The organism is Syntrophaceticus schinkii (assembly GCF_000946815.1).
Classification (GTDB): Bacteria; Bacillota; DSM-12270; order Thermacetogeniales; family Thermacetogeniaceae; genus Syntrophaceticus; species Syntrophaceticus schinkii.
This window is the reverse complement of the sequence record NZ_CDRZ01000256.1, coordinates 1-17,267: the sequence shown is the minus strand read 5'-3', so window position 1 is coordinate 17,267 and position 17,267 is coordinate 1. Positions and strand designations below refer to the sequence as shown.

General features: G+C 45.1%; 19 protein-coding genes and 2 rRNA genes. 18 read left to right on the top strand and 3 right to left on the bottom strand.

Annotated elements, in window-relative coordinates; all coding sequences use genetic code 11:
* The 8 genes from SSCH_RS11655 to SSCH_RS11625 form a co-directional block, all read left to right on the top strand.
* Positions 1-374 (top strand): 23S ribosomal RNA (locus SSCH_RS11655); the annotation flags it as partial.
* A 446-nt stretch (positions 375-820) separates the two neighbouring features.
* Positions 821-931, top strand: a 5S ribosomal RNA gene (gene rrf, locus SSCH_RS11650).
* A gap of 167 nt (positions 932-1,098) precedes the next feature.
* Positions 1,099-1,713, top strand: coding sequence for an SOS response-associated peptidase (locus SSCH_RS11645; RefSeq protein WP_044665608.1), 615 nt, complete (start codon positions 1,099-1,101; stop codon positions 1,711-1,713).
* A 437-nt stretch (positions 1,714-2,150) separates the two neighbouring features.
* Positions 2,151-2,681 (top strand): macro domain-containing protein, encoded by a 531-nt coding sequence (locus SSCH_RS11640; RefSeq protein ID WP_044665607.1) that lies wholly within the window; start codon positions 2,151-2,153, stop codon positions 2,679-2,681.
* 17 nt (positions 2,682-2,698) lie between these two features.
* A complete protein-coding gene (locus SSCH_RS21180) occupies positions 2,699-3,022 on the top strand; it encodes a Sir2 family NAD-dependent protein deacetylase (RefSeq protein ID WP_198142427.1) in 324 nt (107 codons plus the stop codon).
* Positions 3,006-3,449 carry an SIR2 family NAD-dependent protein deacylase gene (locus tag SSCH_RS21175; protein WP_198142426.1) on the top strand — a complete coding sequence of 148 codons (444 nt, stop codon included), beginning with the start codon at positions 3,006-3,008 and terminating at the stop codon, positions 3,447-3,449. The genes SSCH_RS21180 and SSCH_RS21175 overlap by 17 nt, the downstream gene beginning before the upstream one ends.
* Positions 3,450-3,464: 15 nt before the next feature.
* On the top strand, positions 3,465-4,331 hold the full coding sequence (locus SSCH_RS11630) for a damage-control phosphatase ARMT1 family protein (protein WP_044665606.1): 867 nt from the start codon (positions 3,465-3,467) through the stop codon (positions 4,329-4,331).
* A gap of 37 nt (positions 4,332-4,368) precedes the next feature.
* Positions 4,369-4,782 (top strand): secondary thiamine-phosphate synthase enzyme YjbQ, encoded by a 414-nt coding sequence (locus SSCH_RS11625; protein ID WP_044665605.1) that lies wholly within the window; start codon positions 4,369-4,371, stop codon positions 4,780-4,782.
* A 269-nt stretch (positions 4,783-5,051) separates the two neighbouring features.
* On the opposite strand, the gene SSCH_RS11615 is transcribed toward SSCH_RS11625, so the two are convergent.
* Both SSCH_RS11615 and SSCH_RS11610 read right to left on the bottom strand, forming a co-directional pair.
* On the bottom strand, positions 5,052-5,561 hold the full coding sequence (locus SSCH_RS11615) for a BON domain-containing protein (RefSeq protein ID WP_044665603.1): 510 nt from the start codon (positions 5,559-5,561) through the stop codon (positions 5,052-5,054).
* A gap of 207 nt (positions 5,562-5,768) precedes the next feature.
* Positions 5,769-6,602 (bottom strand): SDH family Clp fold serine proteinase, encoded by an 834-nt coding sequence (locus SSCH_RS11610; protein ID WP_044665602.1) that lies wholly within the window; start codon positions 6,600-6,602, stop codon positions 5,769-5,771.
* 213 nt (positions 6,603-6,815) lie between these two features.
* Here SSCH_RS11610 and SSCH_RS11605 point away from each other — a divergent pair, with 213 nt between their 5' ends.
* Positions 6,816-7,436 (top strand): hypothetical protein, encoded by a 621-nt coding sequence (locus tag SSCH_RS11605; RefSeq protein WP_044665601.1) that lies wholly within the window; start codon positions 6,816-6,818, stop codon positions 7,434-7,436.
* A 117-nt stretch (positions 7,437-7,553) separates the two neighbouring features.
* Here SSCH_RS11605 and SSCH_RS11600 read toward each other — a convergent pair whose 3' ends face one another.
* Positions 7,554-8,153, bottom strand: coding sequence for a tRNA 5-(aminomethyl)-2-thiouridylate-methyltransferase MnmM (locus SSCH_RS11600; protein ID WP_232294409.1), 600 nt, complete (start codon positions 8,151-8,153; stop codon positions 7,554-7,556).
* A 148-nt stretch (positions 8,154-8,301) separates the two neighbouring features.
* Between SSCH_RS11600 and SSCH_RS11595 the strand changes: the two genes are divergently transcribed.
* From SSCH_RS11595 to SSCH_RS11555, 9 genes are all read left to right on the top strand, one after another.
* Positions 8,302-8,763: a ferritin-like domain-containing protein gene (locus tag SSCH_RS11595; protein WP_198142425.1), complete on the top strand. Its 462-nt coding sequence runs from the start codon at positions 8,302-8,304 to the stop codon at positions 8,761-8,763.
* A gap of 366 nt (positions 8,764-9,129) precedes the next feature.
* A complete protein-coding gene (gene tsaA / locus SSCH_RS11590) occupies positions 9,130-9,567 on the top strand; it encodes a tRNA (N6-threonylcarbamoyladenosine(37)-N6)-methyltransferase TrmO (RefSeq protein ID WP_044665611.1) in 438 nt (145 codons plus the stop codon).
* A 4-nt stretch (positions 9,568-9,571) separates the two neighbouring features.
* Positions 9,572-10,363 (top strand): ATP-binding protein, encoded by a 792-nt coding sequence (locus tag SSCH_RS11585; protein WP_044665600.1) that lies wholly within the window; start codon positions 9,572-9,574, stop codon positions 10,361-10,363.
* A gap of 27 nt (positions 10,364-10,390) precedes the next feature.
* Positions 10,391-11,470 carry a FecCD family ABC transporter permease gene (locus tag SSCH_RS11580; protein WP_044665599.1) on the top strand — a complete coding sequence of 360 codons (1,080 nt, stop codon included), beginning with the start codon at positions 10,391-10,393 and terminating at the stop codon, positions 11,468-11,470.
* On the top strand, positions 11,467-12,219 hold the full coding sequence (locus tag SSCH_RS11575; RefSeq protein ID WP_044665598.1) for an ABC transporter ATP-binding protein: 753 nt from the start codon (positions 11,467-11,469) through the stop codon (positions 12,217-12,219). Before SSCH_RS11580 ends, SSCH_RS11575 begins: the two co-directional genes overlap by 4 nt.
* A gap of 175 nt (positions 12,220-12,394) precedes the next feature.
* Entirely contained in the window at positions 12,395-13,513 is a 1,119-nt protein-coding gene (locus SSCH_RS11570; protein ID WP_084711135.1) for an iron ABC transporter substrate-binding protein, read from the top strand.
* A gap of 245 nt (positions 13,514-13,758) precedes the next feature.
* Positions 13,759-14,400: a flavin reductase family protein gene (locus SSCH_RS11565; RefSeq protein WP_084711134.1), complete on the top strand. Its 642-nt coding sequence runs from the start codon at positions 13,759-13,761 to the stop codon at positions 14,398-14,400.
* Positions 14,401-14,777: 377 nt separating this feature from the next.
* Complete coding sequence (locus tag SSCH_RS11560; protein WP_044665609.1) at positions 14,778-16,343, top strand: class I adenylate-forming enzyme family protein; 1,566 nt, start codon at positions 14,778-14,780, stop codon at positions 16,341-16,343.
* Between the two features lie 408 nt (positions 16,344-16,751).
* Complete coding sequence (locus tag SSCH_RS11555) at positions 16,752-17,069, top strand: hypothetical protein (protein ID WP_044665596.1); 318 nt, start codon at positions 16,752-16,754, stop codon at positions 17,067-17,069.
* Positions 17,070-17,267: the final 198 nt, after the last annotated feature.

Here is a 17,267-nt window from a genome sequence, read left to right as displayed (position 1 = left end):
AGTACGTCCCAAGGGTTGGGCTGTTCGCCCATTAAAGCGGTACGTGAGCTGGGTTCAGAACGTCGTGAGACAGTTCGGTCCCTATCCGTCGCAGGCGCAGGAAACTTGAGGGGGGGCTGTCCCTAGTACGAGAGGACCGGGATGGACAGACCACTGGTGTACCAGTTATCGTGCCAACGGTACAGCTGGGTAGCTATGTTTGGAACGGATAAGCGCTGAAAGCATCTAAGCGCGAAGCCGGCCCCAAGATGAGGTTTCCCATCCAGCGCAAGCTGGAGTAAGACCCCTGGAAGATGACCAGGTAGATAGGCCGGGAGTGTAAGAGGGGTAACTCTTTAAGCGGACCGGTACTAATAGGTCGAGGGCTTGCCTAAACTGTCGCCAGTCGCCTTTGCTTGGTATGACCAGCCACGGGGACGGTCACTTTGGCAGGTCCAAAGGATTGTCCAAAAAGAAATAAGCAGCAGCCACGGGGACGGTTACTTTGGCAGGTCCAAGGAATCGCCCAAAAGGCTAAGTAGTTGGTGGTTGGTGGTAGGATTTAATATGCCATGCCACAGATTGCAAGTCACAGTATAGGACACAGTATCTCGATATTGATTTAATAGTTGGTGGTTGGTCGTTAGTGGTTGGAAAAAGATGATAGCACGATACATATGAAAGGGGAATGCCCCCGATGTGTCCACTTCAGACTTCTAACATCCGGCCTCCGGCTTCCGGCTTCCGTCTTTCAGGTTGGTGGATGGTGTTTGTGTGATCTATGTGCAGATGACACGATGACACGACCCCCGTCCCCCTGTCACATGAATTGAATAAAGTTTCTGGTGGTTAGAGCGGAGGGGCAACACCCGTTCCCATTCCGAACACGGCAGTTAAGCCCTCCAGCGCTGATGGTACTGGGACATCCCGGGAGAGTAGGTCGCTGCCAGAATATAATTTAAAGGAGCACACAAGTTGTGCTCCTTTTTTAATCCCCAGTGCATTCTATGGTAACAGCAGGATTTTATGGGCTATTATAGTAATAAGCAAATATAAGGCAGGTTTTTTATTAGTTTTATTGAATATATAATTATCATCGATAAAGGGGTGACCGGGTCTTTGTGTGGGCGTTTTAGTCTTACGGTGGAGGGAAATGCAATAGCCGAATATTTTCGGATCCGTGATCTGTCTGTGCAGTACCAGCCTGATCATAACATTGCTCCCGGCCAAATGATTCCGGTTATTACCGGCACGTATGATAAAAGGCGTTTGTCCCTAATGCGCTGGGGATTGATCCCATCATGGTTGAAAAAACCATCTGCCGGTTATAAAATGTTCAATGCACGGGCCGAGACCATCGACCAGAAGCCATCATTTCGCAATGCCTTTTACAAAAGACGCTGTCTAATCCCCGCTGAGAGCTTCTATGAATGGAAGCAGCGAGGCGAGAACCCCTTGCGTATCTATCTACCCAACCATAAGATTTTTTCCTTTGCAGGTATCTGGGAGCTGTGGAAACCAAAGGACGGTGAGGTGGTACTTTCTTGCAGTATCATTACAACTGAACCCAATAATTTTATGAAAAATATACACAACCGTATGCCTGTGATCTTAGATGATGAGGGAAGGATGAGGGCCTGGCAGGAAGGAACAAGAAGAAGTGACTTAAAAGATTTGCTGATCCCCTATCACGGAGAGATGGCTGCAGAGCCCTTTTCCCTTGAACAAAGATAATTATGGCATTTATTATGAAATCGCTGCACTGAAAGAGATTTCTGATACCGAGGTAGCTGATACCTGAGGTTGGAATGATGCAATCGGAATAATGCAACAGGAACTGTCCCCAGTGCATCCCCAGTGCACCAAATCCATAGCTGTTGTCAGATATCTTTGTATATGTATATTTCATGGGGTTCATAGTTTGCCGGTTTGGTTCGTAGACCACTAAAACAATAATAGCAAGCCTGGCAAAATGGATGTGAGAAGCGAGAGGTTGGAAGTGGGAATAAATGACGGAGGCTGGAGGTCTGAGTCTGGAGAAAAGATGGACATCTGCTATCTTAAAGCAAAAAGCAAGCCATGCAAGTTAGCCGTTAGTCGATAGTGGTTAGTCGTTGTGTTCAGTTGTTAGTCGATGGAAAGGATTGTTTAGCTAAGGGGGCAGATTGAATATGTTGAGAAGGGTGAACAACTCTGTACTGGAGCTCATCGAAGGTGATATTACCGAAATGGCCACAGATGCCATTGTCAATGCCGCCAACTCCCACCTAAAACATGGAGGTGGAGTGGCGGGAGCCATTGTCAGAAAAGGCAGCCGGATCATTCAGGATGAATCAGATAAAATAGGGTACTGTGCGGTGGGAGAAGCGGTGATCACCGGAGCGGGCCGTCTCAAGGCAAGGCATGTGATCCATACGGTGGGGCCCAGAATGGGTGAGGGTAATGAAGATGAAAAATTAAAGAATGCTACTGTGAACAGCCTTAAGCTGGCGGACCGCGAGGGTCTGGAGAGCATAACTTTCCCGGCGATCAGTGCGGGTATTTTCGGCTTTCCCATCGACCGCTGCGCTGAGATTATGCTGGAAAACATAATCGAGTACTTATCTGGAACTACCGGATTGAAGAGGGTTGTTTTCTGCCTGTTCGGACGGGACAGTTTTGACGTTTTTCAAAAAGAGCTGCAGAAGCAGCTCCCAGAGTAATCGGTGGTGAATGAATAGTGGAGGAAGGACAAGCATATCAAAAAATAGCAGAATTACTTGCAGCTACGCAGAACACAGTAGTTGTCACCGGAGCAGGCATCAGCACAGAAGCGGGTATCCCTGATTTTCGTGGGGAGAAGGGGATTTACCGCACCCTGGGCGAAGATAAAGTGCTCAGTCTGCTCAATATCAATACGTTCAGGAAAAAACCAGGGAACTTTTATGATTTTTATAGGAATTACTTTATGATGCCTCAGGTTAAACCGAGCCGCGCCCATTGCCTGCTTGCCGAAATGGAAAAAAAGGGAATGATCAGGGGCGATTGTGACACAGAACATTGATAACCTGCACCAGGAAGCGGGCAGCAAGCGGGTGATTGCGGTTCATGGGAATGCCGAACGGTTTGTGTGCACCAAATTCACCTGTAATACATTAGTTGATGCAGATTATGTCCGCAAATATCCTGAGGTAGTCCCTAAGTGTCCTCAATGTCAGAGTATCTTAAAACCTGATGTTGTCCTGTTTGGGGAACCCATACAAAACCACCGTCAGGCCAGAGATACCATTCTCAGTGCCGATGTGTTAGTTGTGATTGGGTCATCTCTAACTGTCTACCCGCTGGCGGGTTTTATCGGGGAATACTGCGCTTCCAGGAAAACTTTCATAATCATCAATAAAGGGCCCACAGCACTAGATCACCTGTCAACAGTAAAACTGGAAACGAACCATACCGGAGATGCGCTAGAAAAAATATACAATCATCTTTAAAATGGGGGTGTGAATATGCAGTCCACTGTTGACTGTGTTCCATGTTATATCAAGCAGGTGATTTCTACACTGCGTACGGCCGGTCTCGAAGAAAGAGAACATTATTCAATTATTAATGCTCTTTATCCTACAATTGCCGAACTGGATCCGTCGAAAACTCCTGCTGAGAATACTTCACTGGTTTTATTTAACGCTTATTGCTTGATGGGACAAGAAGACCCTTTTAGGGAAGCAAAAGCCGCTTCCAACCAACTGGCACGCACCTTCCTGCCTGCTTTGGAAAGGATTATTTCTTTTAGCGAGAATCCTCTCCTGACTGCACTAAAGACTGCAGTTGCAGGGAATGTTATAGATATGGGAATCAACCCGAATTTTGATGTAGGAGAAAGCATCAGCCAGGAACTGAACCGTGGGTTCCAGCGGAATGATATTGAGACTTTTCGTGAACTCTTAAATAATAGAGGACCCCTGGTTATTATCGGTGACAATAGTGGGGAAGTCTTTTTCGATTATATGCTTATGGCAAGCTTACGCAGCTTTACAGAAGAGATGTTTTATGTTGTGAAAGGTGGGCCAATCCTAAATGACGCCACAATGGATGATGTAGAGGATACAGGGATTCCCCTCCTGGCAAATGTACTGACAACAGGAAACAACTACCTGGGAGTGATACCTGAAATCAGCAGTTCGGATTTCTGTTCATTAATGGAATCTGCCAATCTGGTTCTAGCCAAGGGCCAGGCTAATTATGAAACACTGGAGGGAACATCTTTCGCCGGTGATAAAACCTTTTTCCTACTGCAGGCCAAGTGTTCGGTAATAGCAAAACATCTGGGAGTTGACCTGGGCAATTCAGTACTGGTGCGCAATAAAGTGTTGTAGCATAACAGCAGTATGACAGCAGAAAGGAGGGATATCTATGAAATGGCATACTGAATACCACTGGTTTAATATAAAACAGAAGAGGGAATTCATCAATATCACCGATCTTGTGGAAAATGCTGTGAAAACAGCAGGTATCAAAGAGGGAATGGTTCTGGTAAGCGCCATGCACATCACTGCTGGAGTTTATGTCAATGATGAAGAGGAAGGAATCAAAGCAGATATGTTGGAGTGGGCCGAGGAGCTTGCCCCGTTTAGAGGGGACTACAGGCACCACCGGACCGGAGAGACCAATGGTGATGCCCACCTGAAAAGCATCCTTTTTCATCACCAGGTGATGGTGCCGGTAACTGACGGCAAACTGGATCTCGGTCCCTGGCAGCAGGTCTTTTATGCTGAGTTTGACGGCCAGAGACGCAAAAGAATGCTGCTCAAGGTTTTCGGTGAATAGATGTTTGGGAGGTGTTCTAGATTTATATGAGGGGAGGCCCTCCTGACCCGGAGGGCATATCCGGTGTCAATGGATCAGGGCGGGCCGTGATGTGCCCGCTGTGCGAAACCCTATGGGATGTAACAATAATTCTCACTACATTCAGCCCCGAAGAACAGGAACAATTTTGGGCCGGGAAGGGGTGTATTGACTGCCGAGGTATACGTAAAGATTGAGCATGCCCCCTTCAATGCCCCTTCGAAGAAAGGGGTAATGGAAAGATTGATCTGTCACTCTTCGTCATTGTTTACCTGACTGTGAAAGATTTCTTCCGGGGTTAATGCATCCTCACCTGATTCTTGTTTTACCTGACTGATCACTTCGGTAACCCCTCGAGCTTTAGAAGCGGCTTTGACAGCTGCTTCGATCTCCGCGGGGTCATTTGACCGACCCGCCAGCACAACTTTCCCGCGATTAACACTTCCTACACCAATATTAAAAAGATTTCCGTCCGGATCCCCCTCCAATTCCTCTTGGACTTCCTGGATTATCTCATCGTCAGTGATCGAACCATCGGTGCTGATGGAGACAGCATTAGCTACCCCCTTTACTCCCGATACCTGGCGTACTAAATCTTCTGCCCATTCTTTTTCCTTTAAAGTGTCCACAATCCCCTGAAGCTGAACTTCTCCTTCAACTACATCACAATTAAGCCCATAACCGCCCAGATTCCGGTCATTTTTCAGTAGAGTACGGATTTGTTCTCGGAGTTCATCATCAACATTATATTGTCCGGTCACCGGTATCCTCCTTAGAAAGTTTCTCTTATTATTTCCTATTTTATTGTCCAACATTCAACCTGGATGCAACGGGGTACCGTTAGCTGTGTGTGTCTCTACCCAGAAAACAGAGATCGGAAGCTGGATGTCGGAGGTCGGATATAACTGCGGCTCTGTTTTTATCCTCTGCTGGTATTGCCTTCTTAGCTGCAAAGGCGTCTGCCTAATTTAGCTTTTTGGAGGATTGCCTTTGTAGGGAAGAGGTACATACTGCACTGAAGGGCGCCGTTGACTGGGTTGGGGGTATAGTTCCATCAGCCGGTGTATTTCATTGGGAAGCATGCATGAAACTGAGATCCCTAACTGTTGGAATTGTTCACATGTAATTGGGTAATCATGCGTCCAAGCACCTGAACTCAAAATTTCAGCTATGTGACGCGCCTTTTCATCCGGTATTCTATCTTTAAGCAGTTCTGTGATAAAGTTTTTTACCTGACGCATGGCTTTTGCGGCTATATCTGCCATGATCAGAGTGCGGTCATCCACCTTGTTGGTTTCTTTCCGTTCCACAGTTTTTAAAATAGAGACAGCTGGATATTCACCCAGTTGAGGATCAACAGGGCCCACTACAGCATTGGGATCCATGACAATTTCATCTGCGGCTAGAGTGATCATAGTACCGCCGGACATGGCATAGTGAGGAATGAAGACCGTTACTTTTGCAGGATGCCGCTTTAAGGCCAGAGCAATCTGTTCGGAGGCTAAAACCAGGCCACCTGGGGTATGCAGTAGTATATCGATCGGCATCTGATCCGGTGTCAACCTGATTGCTCGCAAAACCTGTTCAGAATCCTCGATATTTATGTAACGGGTAAGTGGAAGACCCAGTATACTGATCAGTTCCTGGCGGTGAATGATCGTAATAACCCTTGATTTGCGTTTTTGTTCAATACTTCTGATCGCTTTATATCGCAGCCTCTCAATGTTTTTATGCTTAAATAGCGGCCACAGCGATAAGGTGATCAATAGTATCCAAAAGATTTCAAAGAATGAAAACTTCATGCGAACATTCCCTCTTTCTTTTCAATTCTTAAATTACCCTGACTAAATTGTTTTATGCAGTTGTTCTGTTGAATGACTGCAATAAAATGCAAGAAAAAAACAGAGAGTCAATAGATCTGCACAATTGCTATGTATATTATTTGTATTTGTGGAATACTATGTATAGCTGAATAATACAATTACATAGAAAGGAGTATTCATACTAGGTGACAAATGGCTGTAGGAAAAAAGAGACCCAAAAAAATTTATATGCCCGGTGACCTGGGTGATGCTGCAACAAGAAGGAATTACCGGAAATCAGGGCCAGTAGTTATTTATAAGCATATGGAGGCGTTTAACAAAATGGGTGAAACCATCGCTTTATCTGATTTTTTACAACTGCCCGATGCCAGGGCCAAAGATGTGATGCTGGAATTGAGCGGTATCAGTGATCAGAGGTTAGCTGAGCAGTGGAAAGTGCAGACCAGCTTTGTAAGAAAAATCAGACGTATTCTAGGAATTCAAAAGGATCACAGCGGTGCAGTGGTTGCCACAACTGATATATTGAGCGAACAATGGCCACCTGCCTACAGACCGCGCAAGAGAACAGTTGAGCTGCAAGAAACAATGAAAATTACGGAAGAGGATGTTGAAACTTCGGAAAAAGATGCTAGTCCTGATAGCAAAGGCTTTAGATTCAGTCTGGAAGGTGTTTTTCCAGCGATTGAAATTGAAAAAAGGTTGGAATCACTGGCTGTTATGACTGCTTGTTCTCGCAGCAGCAAATACTCTGTAAAAATATGTTTAGAGGAAATTATTGACTCTGATGGAGACAGCAGTGAAGAAGATTATTAACCAGTAATAGCCAGTAATAAATAAGATAGGGAAAAGCCGGTTATTATACCGGCTTTTTTGATGGGCAAAACAGATAATGTAATAATAGGCTGATAAAAAAGCGCCCACTGATACCCACTAATATCTTTGAGCAACAAACAGAACTGGAGGGAGATTGTCATGGTTAATGGGTTCCAGTCGTAGAACCTTGTATTTTTCTGAATTAAGTTTTGTTAGGAACTTATTAACACTTGTATACTCTTCTGTAGCGCCCGCATGTCCCCTGTAGCTGGCAACCGTGATTATACCGCCCTTTTGAAGCAGATGCAAAGCTGCATCCAGCGCCTGCACAGTTGATTCAGGTTCGGTAATCAGATCAGGGTTGCCTCCAGGAAGATACCCTAGATTGAACATAACTGCTTTGATAGTACCAGGTGCTAAATAATTACCCATGAATGCGTGGCTGTTCTGTATCAGAGAAACTCTTTTCTGCATACCTGCTGCAGCCAACTTCTGTTTGGTGTTTTCAATGGCGTTTGATTGGATATCAAACCCGTATACCCTTCCTTGTGCACCTGCACACTCTGCCAGAAATAATGTGTCATTGCCATTTCCCACAGTGGCATCGACACAAATATCCCCTGGAGATACCTCCTGTTCAACGAACCACTTGGCCCAGGAGACGATCCTGCGGGTCAAAAGATACCCTGACTGCCGGTGATTTTTCACATTGTCCACCTTCAATCTTCATACTTGCTTCATTATAACTCGTAATCTCCGCTCTCTCCACTCTTCTTAACTATCCAACATACATATGGTTTTTTTGCTCACTCATTTGGGACCACCGGAATATTATGCTAACAGCATGAACAAGGGAGGCGTGAACATGAGTATGCATTATGGTGATAGACATTATGAGCTGATCAAAGAGTTGAAAGCAGCGCTTTTAGATGAACGAAAAACAGCGGTTTTTTATGCACAGATGCGTGATTTATCAACAAGCTTTGCCGGTGTTGATTCCTTTGCCGAGGCCCGTAAGGATGAGCTTGACCACGCCACCGCGCTGACCAGACTGCTTGAAAGATTAACCGGCACCATACCGGAAGAAGCCCTACAGCCGGTTTGTCCTACAGAGATATCCAGCTACTGCGAAGGAATCAAAATGGCTATCCAGGGTGAAAGTGCAGCACGTGTGGAATACAAGAGGATTCTCCAAAAGACACAGTCCAGGGAAATACAGGACATCATAAGAGAAATATTTAATGATGAGGAAGTACACCTGGCTAAATTCCGCATTTTATATGATATCGAGTGTAAACCCGGCTACTATGCGGAGTCGGGAGATTGATGGAGCAATACGTCTAATGGCACCCTACTTGTGTGGGAAGTGGGAGGTGGGAGGTTGGATGTGGGAATAGATGTCGGAAGCCGGAGGCCAGGGGTCGGAAAAAAGATGGCCTTTTTACATATAAGGTGACACGAGAACCGGCCCCTGTCACCGAGAAAATTATATTAAAAAGCAAGAAGGAAATTGTATGTTTATCACGAAATAAAACAGTGGTAATTAGCCCACAGAAGTGGGATAAAGCAAGCAATAGTTGATATTATTTATAAAAAAAATAAATTAACTATACCACGGAGGTATTTCATCTCAGAAGAGGTGGACTTTCGTGGTATTTTATTTTAATAGGCTGAACAGAGAGGAGTGAGCAGCATAGAACTGGTACCTATCGGTATTATCCACAGCCCCTACCAGTCACCCGATGATGCACCAAATCAGGGACGGTTTTCCGATCAGCAAGTGGAATTAGAGATCTATTCAGACTATGTTCAGGGTCTCAAGGACATAGACGGGGCCTCACATCTGATTGTTCTCTATTGGCTGCATCTCGCTAAAAGGGATGTATTCCAAACCAAAACACCCTTTGGGCCAGATCTCAGGGGTGTATTTGCTTGCCGGTCGCCATCCCGCCCAAACCCGATTGCTTTTTGTGTGGCCAAGCTGCTGCACCGGGAAGATAACCGCTTGTTTGTGCAAGGTATTGAAGCAGTAGACGGCAGTCCGCTGTTGGATTTAAAGCCCTATTCCAGCGATTTGGACAGCTTTACTGGAGTAAAGATTGGATGGTTCAAACAAATAAAGGAGGAATGATCAAATGCCAAAGGTGCTTGTTTGTGGACGCGGAGGCAGTGGTAAAAGTACATTTGTGACAATGCTTGCTCAGACATTAGGAGAACAGGATAAGGTCCTTGTTGTTGATGCCGATGAATCCAACCTCGGCCTTGGTAGGATGCTGGGTATCCAACCCCCTGCCCAAACACTGATGGACGACATTGGGGGCAAGAAGGCTGTCGGTAGTAAACTCATGGCCTCCCTAAGAAGTGGGGGCACAGAAGAGGTAAAAATGTTTGCCGGAACTTTCAGCATCGGTGAACTCTCTACAGAGAGTGTGTCCTGGAACGGATCGGTTGGACTGGCACAGATCGGAAAAGTTGAACACACCAATGAAGGATGCGCCTGTCCAATGGGAGCACTGGCTCGTGAGTTTTTAAACAAGCTGAAAGAAAGTGACGAAGAATGGGTGATTGTGGATACAGAAGCAGGTGTTGAGCACTTCGGCAGGGGTGTATTAGAGGGAGTGGATGCAGTATTGATGATCGTGGATCCATCCTATGAGGCGGTTTTACTGGCTGAAAAGGCAGCTAAATTAGCTGATGAGGCAGGTAAAGCATTCTCGGTGATCCTGAACAAAGTAGATGAGGAGACAAAGTCTCGTTTAAAAGAGATGCTGGAGGCAAAGAAAATTGAAATTGCCGAAGTTTTGCCGTACTCCACTGATATTTCAGAAGCAAATCTTGTGGGAGAACCACTGACAGCAGAATCCTTAAAGCAAACGCTAAAAGAGATTATCACCAAAATAATCCCCAGTTCAGTTAAGGCTGGTTAACAAAATCGAAAACCAGGAGTGTCATTGATGAAGCAAAGCGTAGTTCAAGCTAAAGACATACCAGAGAGTTACCTCAAATATACAGGCAGGAAAACAGCGATCATCATTTCCCTGGCACTGCTCACAGTAGTTTTAGGGATATTCGCTATTTGTGCCGGATCAGCTGATCTTACCCCTGGGCAGGTAGTTATGACGTTATTGGGTAAAGGGAGTGAGAGTTCCCAGCTCATTATTTGGAACATCCGGCTCCCACGGGTTCTGGCTGCGATCATAGCAGGAGCGGCGTTGTCTGTTGCGGGTTGTGTGATGCAAAACATCCTGAGAAACCCCCTTGCTTCTCCATTTACCCTTGGAATATCACAGGGGGCAGCATTTGGTGCTGCCCTGGCAATAGTTGTTTTAGGGGCAGGAAGCATGCAGAGCAGAAGCGCTGACGCGGTAATCATCGGCAACCCCTATATTGTCACAATTTCAGCCTTTGTATTCTCTATGGCAGCTACACTTGTCATACTATTTTTGGCCAGCCGTGTGGGCGTTACACCGGAAGCAATGGTATTGGCCGGAGTAGCCCTTGGTTCGCTTTTTGCCGCGGCAACCACATTAATCCAGTTTTTTGCTCAGGATGTGCAGGTTGCAGCTATTGTTTTTTGGACTTTCGGTGACCTGGGAAGAGCATCCTGGCCTGATGTAAGAATTATGTTTTTTCTCGTTATGCTCGCTTTGCTTTATTTTATGCTGCACAGATGGGATTACAATGCCATAGACAGCGGAGAGGAAACTGCCAAAGGGCTTGGTGTTGATGTTGAAAAGCTGAGATTGGGCGGCATGTTGATCTCTTCTTTGATCACTTCGGTAGCTGTTGCGTTTTTGGGGATTATCGGTTTCATCGGTCTTGTTGCACCTCACATGATGAGGAGAGTGATCGGTGGGGATCACCGTTTCCTGATCCCGGGAACCACTGTGATGGGGTGCCTCTTGCTCCTTGCTTCAGATACCCTGGCCAGGACTATTATTAAACCGGTAGTCCTACCTGTTGGAGCTATTACTTCTTTTATGGGTGCTCCGTTGTTCCTATATCTTCTTTCCAGGGGGTTTAAGAAAAAATGATTTTATCGGTCGATGGTGTTGAGTTTCGATATCCGAGCCACCTGGTGCTGAAAGATGTCAAATTCGAAGTGGATAATGGGGATTGTCTGGCTATCCTCGGCACCAATGGTGTTGGGAAATCCACTCTGCTGAAATGCATCAACAAAATTTTAAAGCCGCAGCAAGGGGTTATTACCATAGAAAAAGATGAAGTATTTAAACTGAGCCGCCGGGAAGTTGCCCAGAGAATTGGATATGTATCACAGCGGCATGAAGGCGGTAGATTTACAGTGTTCGACGCGATCATTCTAGGGAGAAAACCGCACATCACCTGGGATGTTACAGCGCGAGATATGGAGATAGTCAACCGTATCATAAAAATACTTGGTTTAGAAGAATTTTCCTTGCGTTTTATTGATGAACTGAGCGGCGGAGAACTCCAAAAAGTTGTAATTGCCCGGGCTCTGGCTCAGGAGCCAAGGGTGCTTTTACTGGATGAGCCAACCAGCAATTTGGATTTAAGAAACCAGCTGGATGTGCTCGAGATTATCAAAAAGGTTGTACAAAAACAGCAGATCGCTGCCCTTGTTACCATGCATGATTTGAATCTCGCCATTAGATTTGCCAACAAATTTATCTTTTTAAAAAAAGGCACCATTTTTGCTGCCGGGGGGTTTGAAGTGATAACACCGGAGAATATTGAAGAGGTTTATGCAGTTCCGGTGGCAGTGGAAAGCTTTCGGACGATCCCGGTGGTTGTTCCTTTGTAATCCAAGTTCCCACCTGAGAGCAATATCGGAAACTGGGTTTTTATCATCGCAGCTACCAGCGGCCAAAAATGTGTGGTGGCGGCACCGGGATAGTGTCAGGGAGGTGTTATAAAGGGTATTAGTTTTAAGGAATAAAAACATTATCAATTAAAAAACTTGAATGGAAGGTGATAAAATGCGAAGAAAAACTATTGTTTTGGCTTTAGGGCTGGCGGTTCTACTGATGATGTCAGCGTTGATGATTGGCTGCGGAGAAAAGCCTGCAACTGATACAGATAAAAAAGGGGCACAAACAATAAAAATAACAGACTTGTCTGGAAGAGAAGTCGAAATCAAAGCCCCCGCCAAGAAGATTGTGGCCATTGGCCCCGGGGCCTTACGGTTGGTCTGTTATGTCAATGGAGCAGATAAGGTTATTGGAGTAGAAGAACTGGAAAAGAAAAGCCCCACAGGAAGGCCATATTTCATGGCTAATTCCCAGCTAAAAGATCTTCCTACGATCGGCCCAGGGGGGCCCGATTCCACACCTGATGCTGAAAAGCTTGTTACCATCAAACCGGATGTGATTTTCTCCTGCCTGTTTACAGACAAGGCCAAAGCAGATGACCTTCAGGCGAAAACAGGCATCCCTGTTGTGGTCTTAGACTACGGCCAACTTTCTACCTTCAGCAAGGAAATATATGATTCTCTAAATCTGATTGGTAAAGTTACCGGAGAAGAAAAACGGGCGAAGGAAGTAGTGGATTTTCTGGACAAGTGCCAGAAGGACATGAATGACAGAACAAAGGGCATTTCCGAGAACGAAAAGCCCAAGGTATATGTTGGTGGAGTAAGTTCGAAGGGTGCTCACGGGATTGAAAGTACCTATGGCAAATACCCCCCGTTAACAGCAGTTAACGCCAAAAATGTGGCTGATGAAGCGGGCAAAGCCGGATCCATATCGATAGACCGGGAAAAATTGATCAGCTGGAACCCGGATATCCTGTTTATCGATGCCGGAGGTTTCCAACTGGTCAAGGATGACTACAAAAAGGACCCGAAATTTTATCAGTCCCTTTCAGCTGTGAAAAAGGGTGAGGTCTACTGCCTGATCCCCTATAACTGGTACTGGACAAATATTGAGACAGCACTGGCCGATGCTTATTATGCCGGAAAGGTGATTTACCCTGACGAGTTTAAAGATATTGACCCTGTCAAAAAAGCAGACGAGATTTATAAATTTATGATAGGGAAACCGTTATATGAAGAAATGGCAAAAGAATATGTCGGCTTTAAAAAGATAACTCTGGAGTAAAATTCGTTGTAAGCCTTCACCGAGAAAGCCTATCCTGTTAAGGATGGGATGAACGGCTGCGTAATTTAGCTCTATCAAACACAGATCATGTAAAAATGTCGGGTTTGTCGGACGCAAATATAAGATGAGGCATCATCTTTGTTGGAAAAGAAGTAAGACCAATTCCCATAACGAAACAGAATTCCACGATTTCGCTATGCAAATGGAATTCACAAATACAATAACTGAAAGGTGTGTGATTACTCATGATTCTCAAAACACGCCAAAGGGAGCAAGTGCTCCCGCAGCCGGTTGTTCTTATTTCTACCGTTGGGAAAAACGGAGTGCGAAACATAGCCCCCTGGTCAAACATAACACCGATCCTTCGTCCGCTTGACGAAATTGTGCTGGCCTCCTGGATTAAAAGGGACACTCTGGTGAATATTCTGGAAACCGGTGATTTTGTAGTCAATGTGCCATCAGCAGATATGGTAGATGCTGTCATGATTTGCTCAAAAAATTATCCACCTGATGTTGATGAGTTTGAAAAATCCGGTTTAAAGCCATGCCTGTCACAGCAAGTCAAGTCACCAGGTATTGAGGGATGTCTTGCACAGATGGAGTGTACCCTTGTCGAAGAAATCAGCAGGAAAAACTATTCCCTGATCATCGGCAAAGTAGTACACTTGGAAGCAGAGGATAAGTTTTTCAATGAAGCGGGTGAGATGGACTATGAAAATGCACAACCCCTTTCGATCATGCTCGGCGATAGGGGGATGTGGTTTACCAGGCCTGTGTACGTAGGAAAGTATGCTGAATACTCGGAGATGTTTTTGAAAAAAGAAGTAATCATCTTCAAAAAAAAGCGCATAAAGAAAATCAAGAAACTACGTCCTCAGGTGGCGTAGTTTCTTGTTTGTTTGCCCAGCATCTCTGCTGAGCCCGTGGGTTGAGACAAAATCCATCTCGCCCGACGGGAAAGGCAACCTGCAGACAAGGGCATCACCGGCAACTAAAACAAAAACACAAAAACACAAAAAGGCTTGACATTTCCGTGAAAAGTTGATAAATAATCATCAGAGGAAATATACAGGCAGGATATTGTTCGAGTATGGCGAATATAATTTAAAAGGCTTTGTCATCAAATATCCTACACATAACTGAATAACATGTAGAGAAGGGTGATAGGACGGTAGAATGGAAGGATGGCAGCTCTTATTTTTATTTAAGAGGTGTCATGAACAAAATATTTAATTTTTATGCAGGATGGAAGGAGTGTACCCTTATGCCAATCACAGAAATGCTTTCCCGCAATGCCAGAATGTACCCTGATGAAGTCAGTTTAATAGAACGAGAGCCTGCGGCAAACAGTCGCAGAGAGATAACCTGGTTGGAGTTTGAAAAACAGACCAACCGGTTTACTAATGCTTTGTTGGATCGTGGTATCAAGCAGGGTGATCGAGTTGCTCTCCTGATGATGAACTGTCTGGAGTGGCTTCCTGTATATTTCGGAATCCTGAAAAGTGGAGCATTGGCTGTCCCTCTAAATTTCCGCTATACAGCACCGGAAATCAAGAAATGTGTGGAAACCGCAGGAGCAAAAATACTTGTTTACGGGCCTGAATTTTTAGAAAGAATAGATGAAATCAAAGATGACCTCAATTGTGTGGAGTCCTTAATCTTTGTGGGTGAAAACTGCCCGGAAGATGCTGACAATTATGTAGATGTCCTCGCGGACTCCTCTGCAGCAGATCCCCAGGTCAAAATATCTGACTTTGATGATGCCGCACTATATTTTACATCTGGCACCACCGGAACACCCAAGCCGATTCTTCTGACACATGCCAACCTCGTATCTGCATGCATCACTGAGAACAGCCATCACCGGCAGTGTCACGAAGACAGCTTCCTGTGCATCCCCCCTCTGTACCACACCGGGGCAAAGATGCACTGGTTCGGCAGCCTGATCGTGGGTTCAAAGGCTGTTTTACTGCGTGGTGTTGAGCCTAAATGGATACTCGAGGCCGTCTCCGAGGAAAAAATCACAATTGTCTGGCTTTTAGTGCCTTGGGCACAGGATATCCTTGATGCCATTGAAAGCAAGGAAGTAAATCTCAAAGACTACCAACTGGACCAATGGAGGCTGATGCACATCGGAGCGCAGCCTGTACCCCCAAGCCTGATCATCAGGTGGAAGAAGGTTTTCCCCAACCATCTGTACGACACCAACTACGGCCTCAGTGAATCCACAGGCCCTGGCTGTGTACACCTGGGAATCGAAAACATCCATAAGGTTGGAGCCATCGGCAAGCCCGGCTTTAACTGGGAAATGCAAATTGTCAATGATCATGGGAAACTCGTTCCCAGGGGCAAGGTCGGAGAATTGATCATCCGGGGACCCGGAGTGATGAAGGGTTACTACAACAACCCTGAAGCCACTAAAAAGGTGCTGAAAGACGGTTGGCTGTATACCGGAGATATGGCACGAGAGGATGAAGACGGATTTATTTATCTGGTAGACCGCAAGAAGGATGTTGTAATCATGGGTGGGGAGAATATCTTCCCGGTTGAAATAGAAGAATTCCTGCGTGCACATAATGATATTAAAGATGCAGCTGTGATCGGGATGCCAGACCGGCGCTTAGGTGAGGTCCCGGTTGCGGTTGTCGAAACCAAGCCAGGGAGAATCCTTACTGAAAAAATGGTGATCGAATTTTGCCAGGATTTGCCCAGGTATAAAAGGCCGCGCCAGGTCTTCTTCGACAAGGTTCCCCGCAACCCCACAGGCAAGATAGAAAAGCCGAAACTGCGGGAACACTTCTGCAGCGGCGATATAGCTAAGGTTGTTTAGTTAATTGAGGCCAAGTTTAAAGAATAGAGGAGAAGCCCGAAACAGGGCTTCTTTTTATTTGCGTTTCCTGCAATCCTAAATTCTTCCATCAGAAGAGTTGCTTTGACAACATTTCTTGTAATCCCGCAATTTCCTATCTCGCTGCATTCAATAAGACAATAAAGCAAGCCTGGCGAGTTAGTGGTTGGTAGTTAGTCGTTAGTTGTTGGAATAATTGATTTTTCTGCTGCTTGAAAATAGACCAATTCCACTCCTACATACTGAGTTGAATAAAGCAATAAAGCAAGATTGGACCAGGTGTCGGTGTCATGGCATAAATTGTGTCAATATTTTGGCATTGCCAAATGACGCATGGCTATTTTTTTTTCAATGGTCAGATTGGTATTATTTGCGTAGGGGGTGGTTTTTATGGTTTATGATGTCAAACTTAAGTCCGGTTTTTTCAAAACACAACAATATACTCTAGCAATTTCCAACAAGCAAATAACCTTAACTCCACAAGAGGATAGTGAACTACACAATATTGTTATTACTGATCAGGATTTATCAACGATTAGTATCACTGGAAGAGATACTAAATTAACTGAATTCGAAATCAACGCACAAAGCGGCATTTATATGGGAACATTTGCCGCAGATACGAACATTGAGGAGGTGCTTTGGACTCTCAAAAAAGAATTTGGCAGCAAAACAATTATTGAAGGAGGGAGCATGTATTATGTTTAAGAAAGTTTTGTCATGGGTAGTTACAGTTGTCATGATGTTCTCAGTTTTTTTTTACTATGCCCATTACTGCAAATGCTGAAGACACTATTTTCTATGAAGACTTTGAAAGCTATGCTGAAAATGCTATCCATCATTCTTTAACAATGAAATACAATGGAAACAGGTGAATGCCAATCAAAAGGTGAATCAACCGAGCAT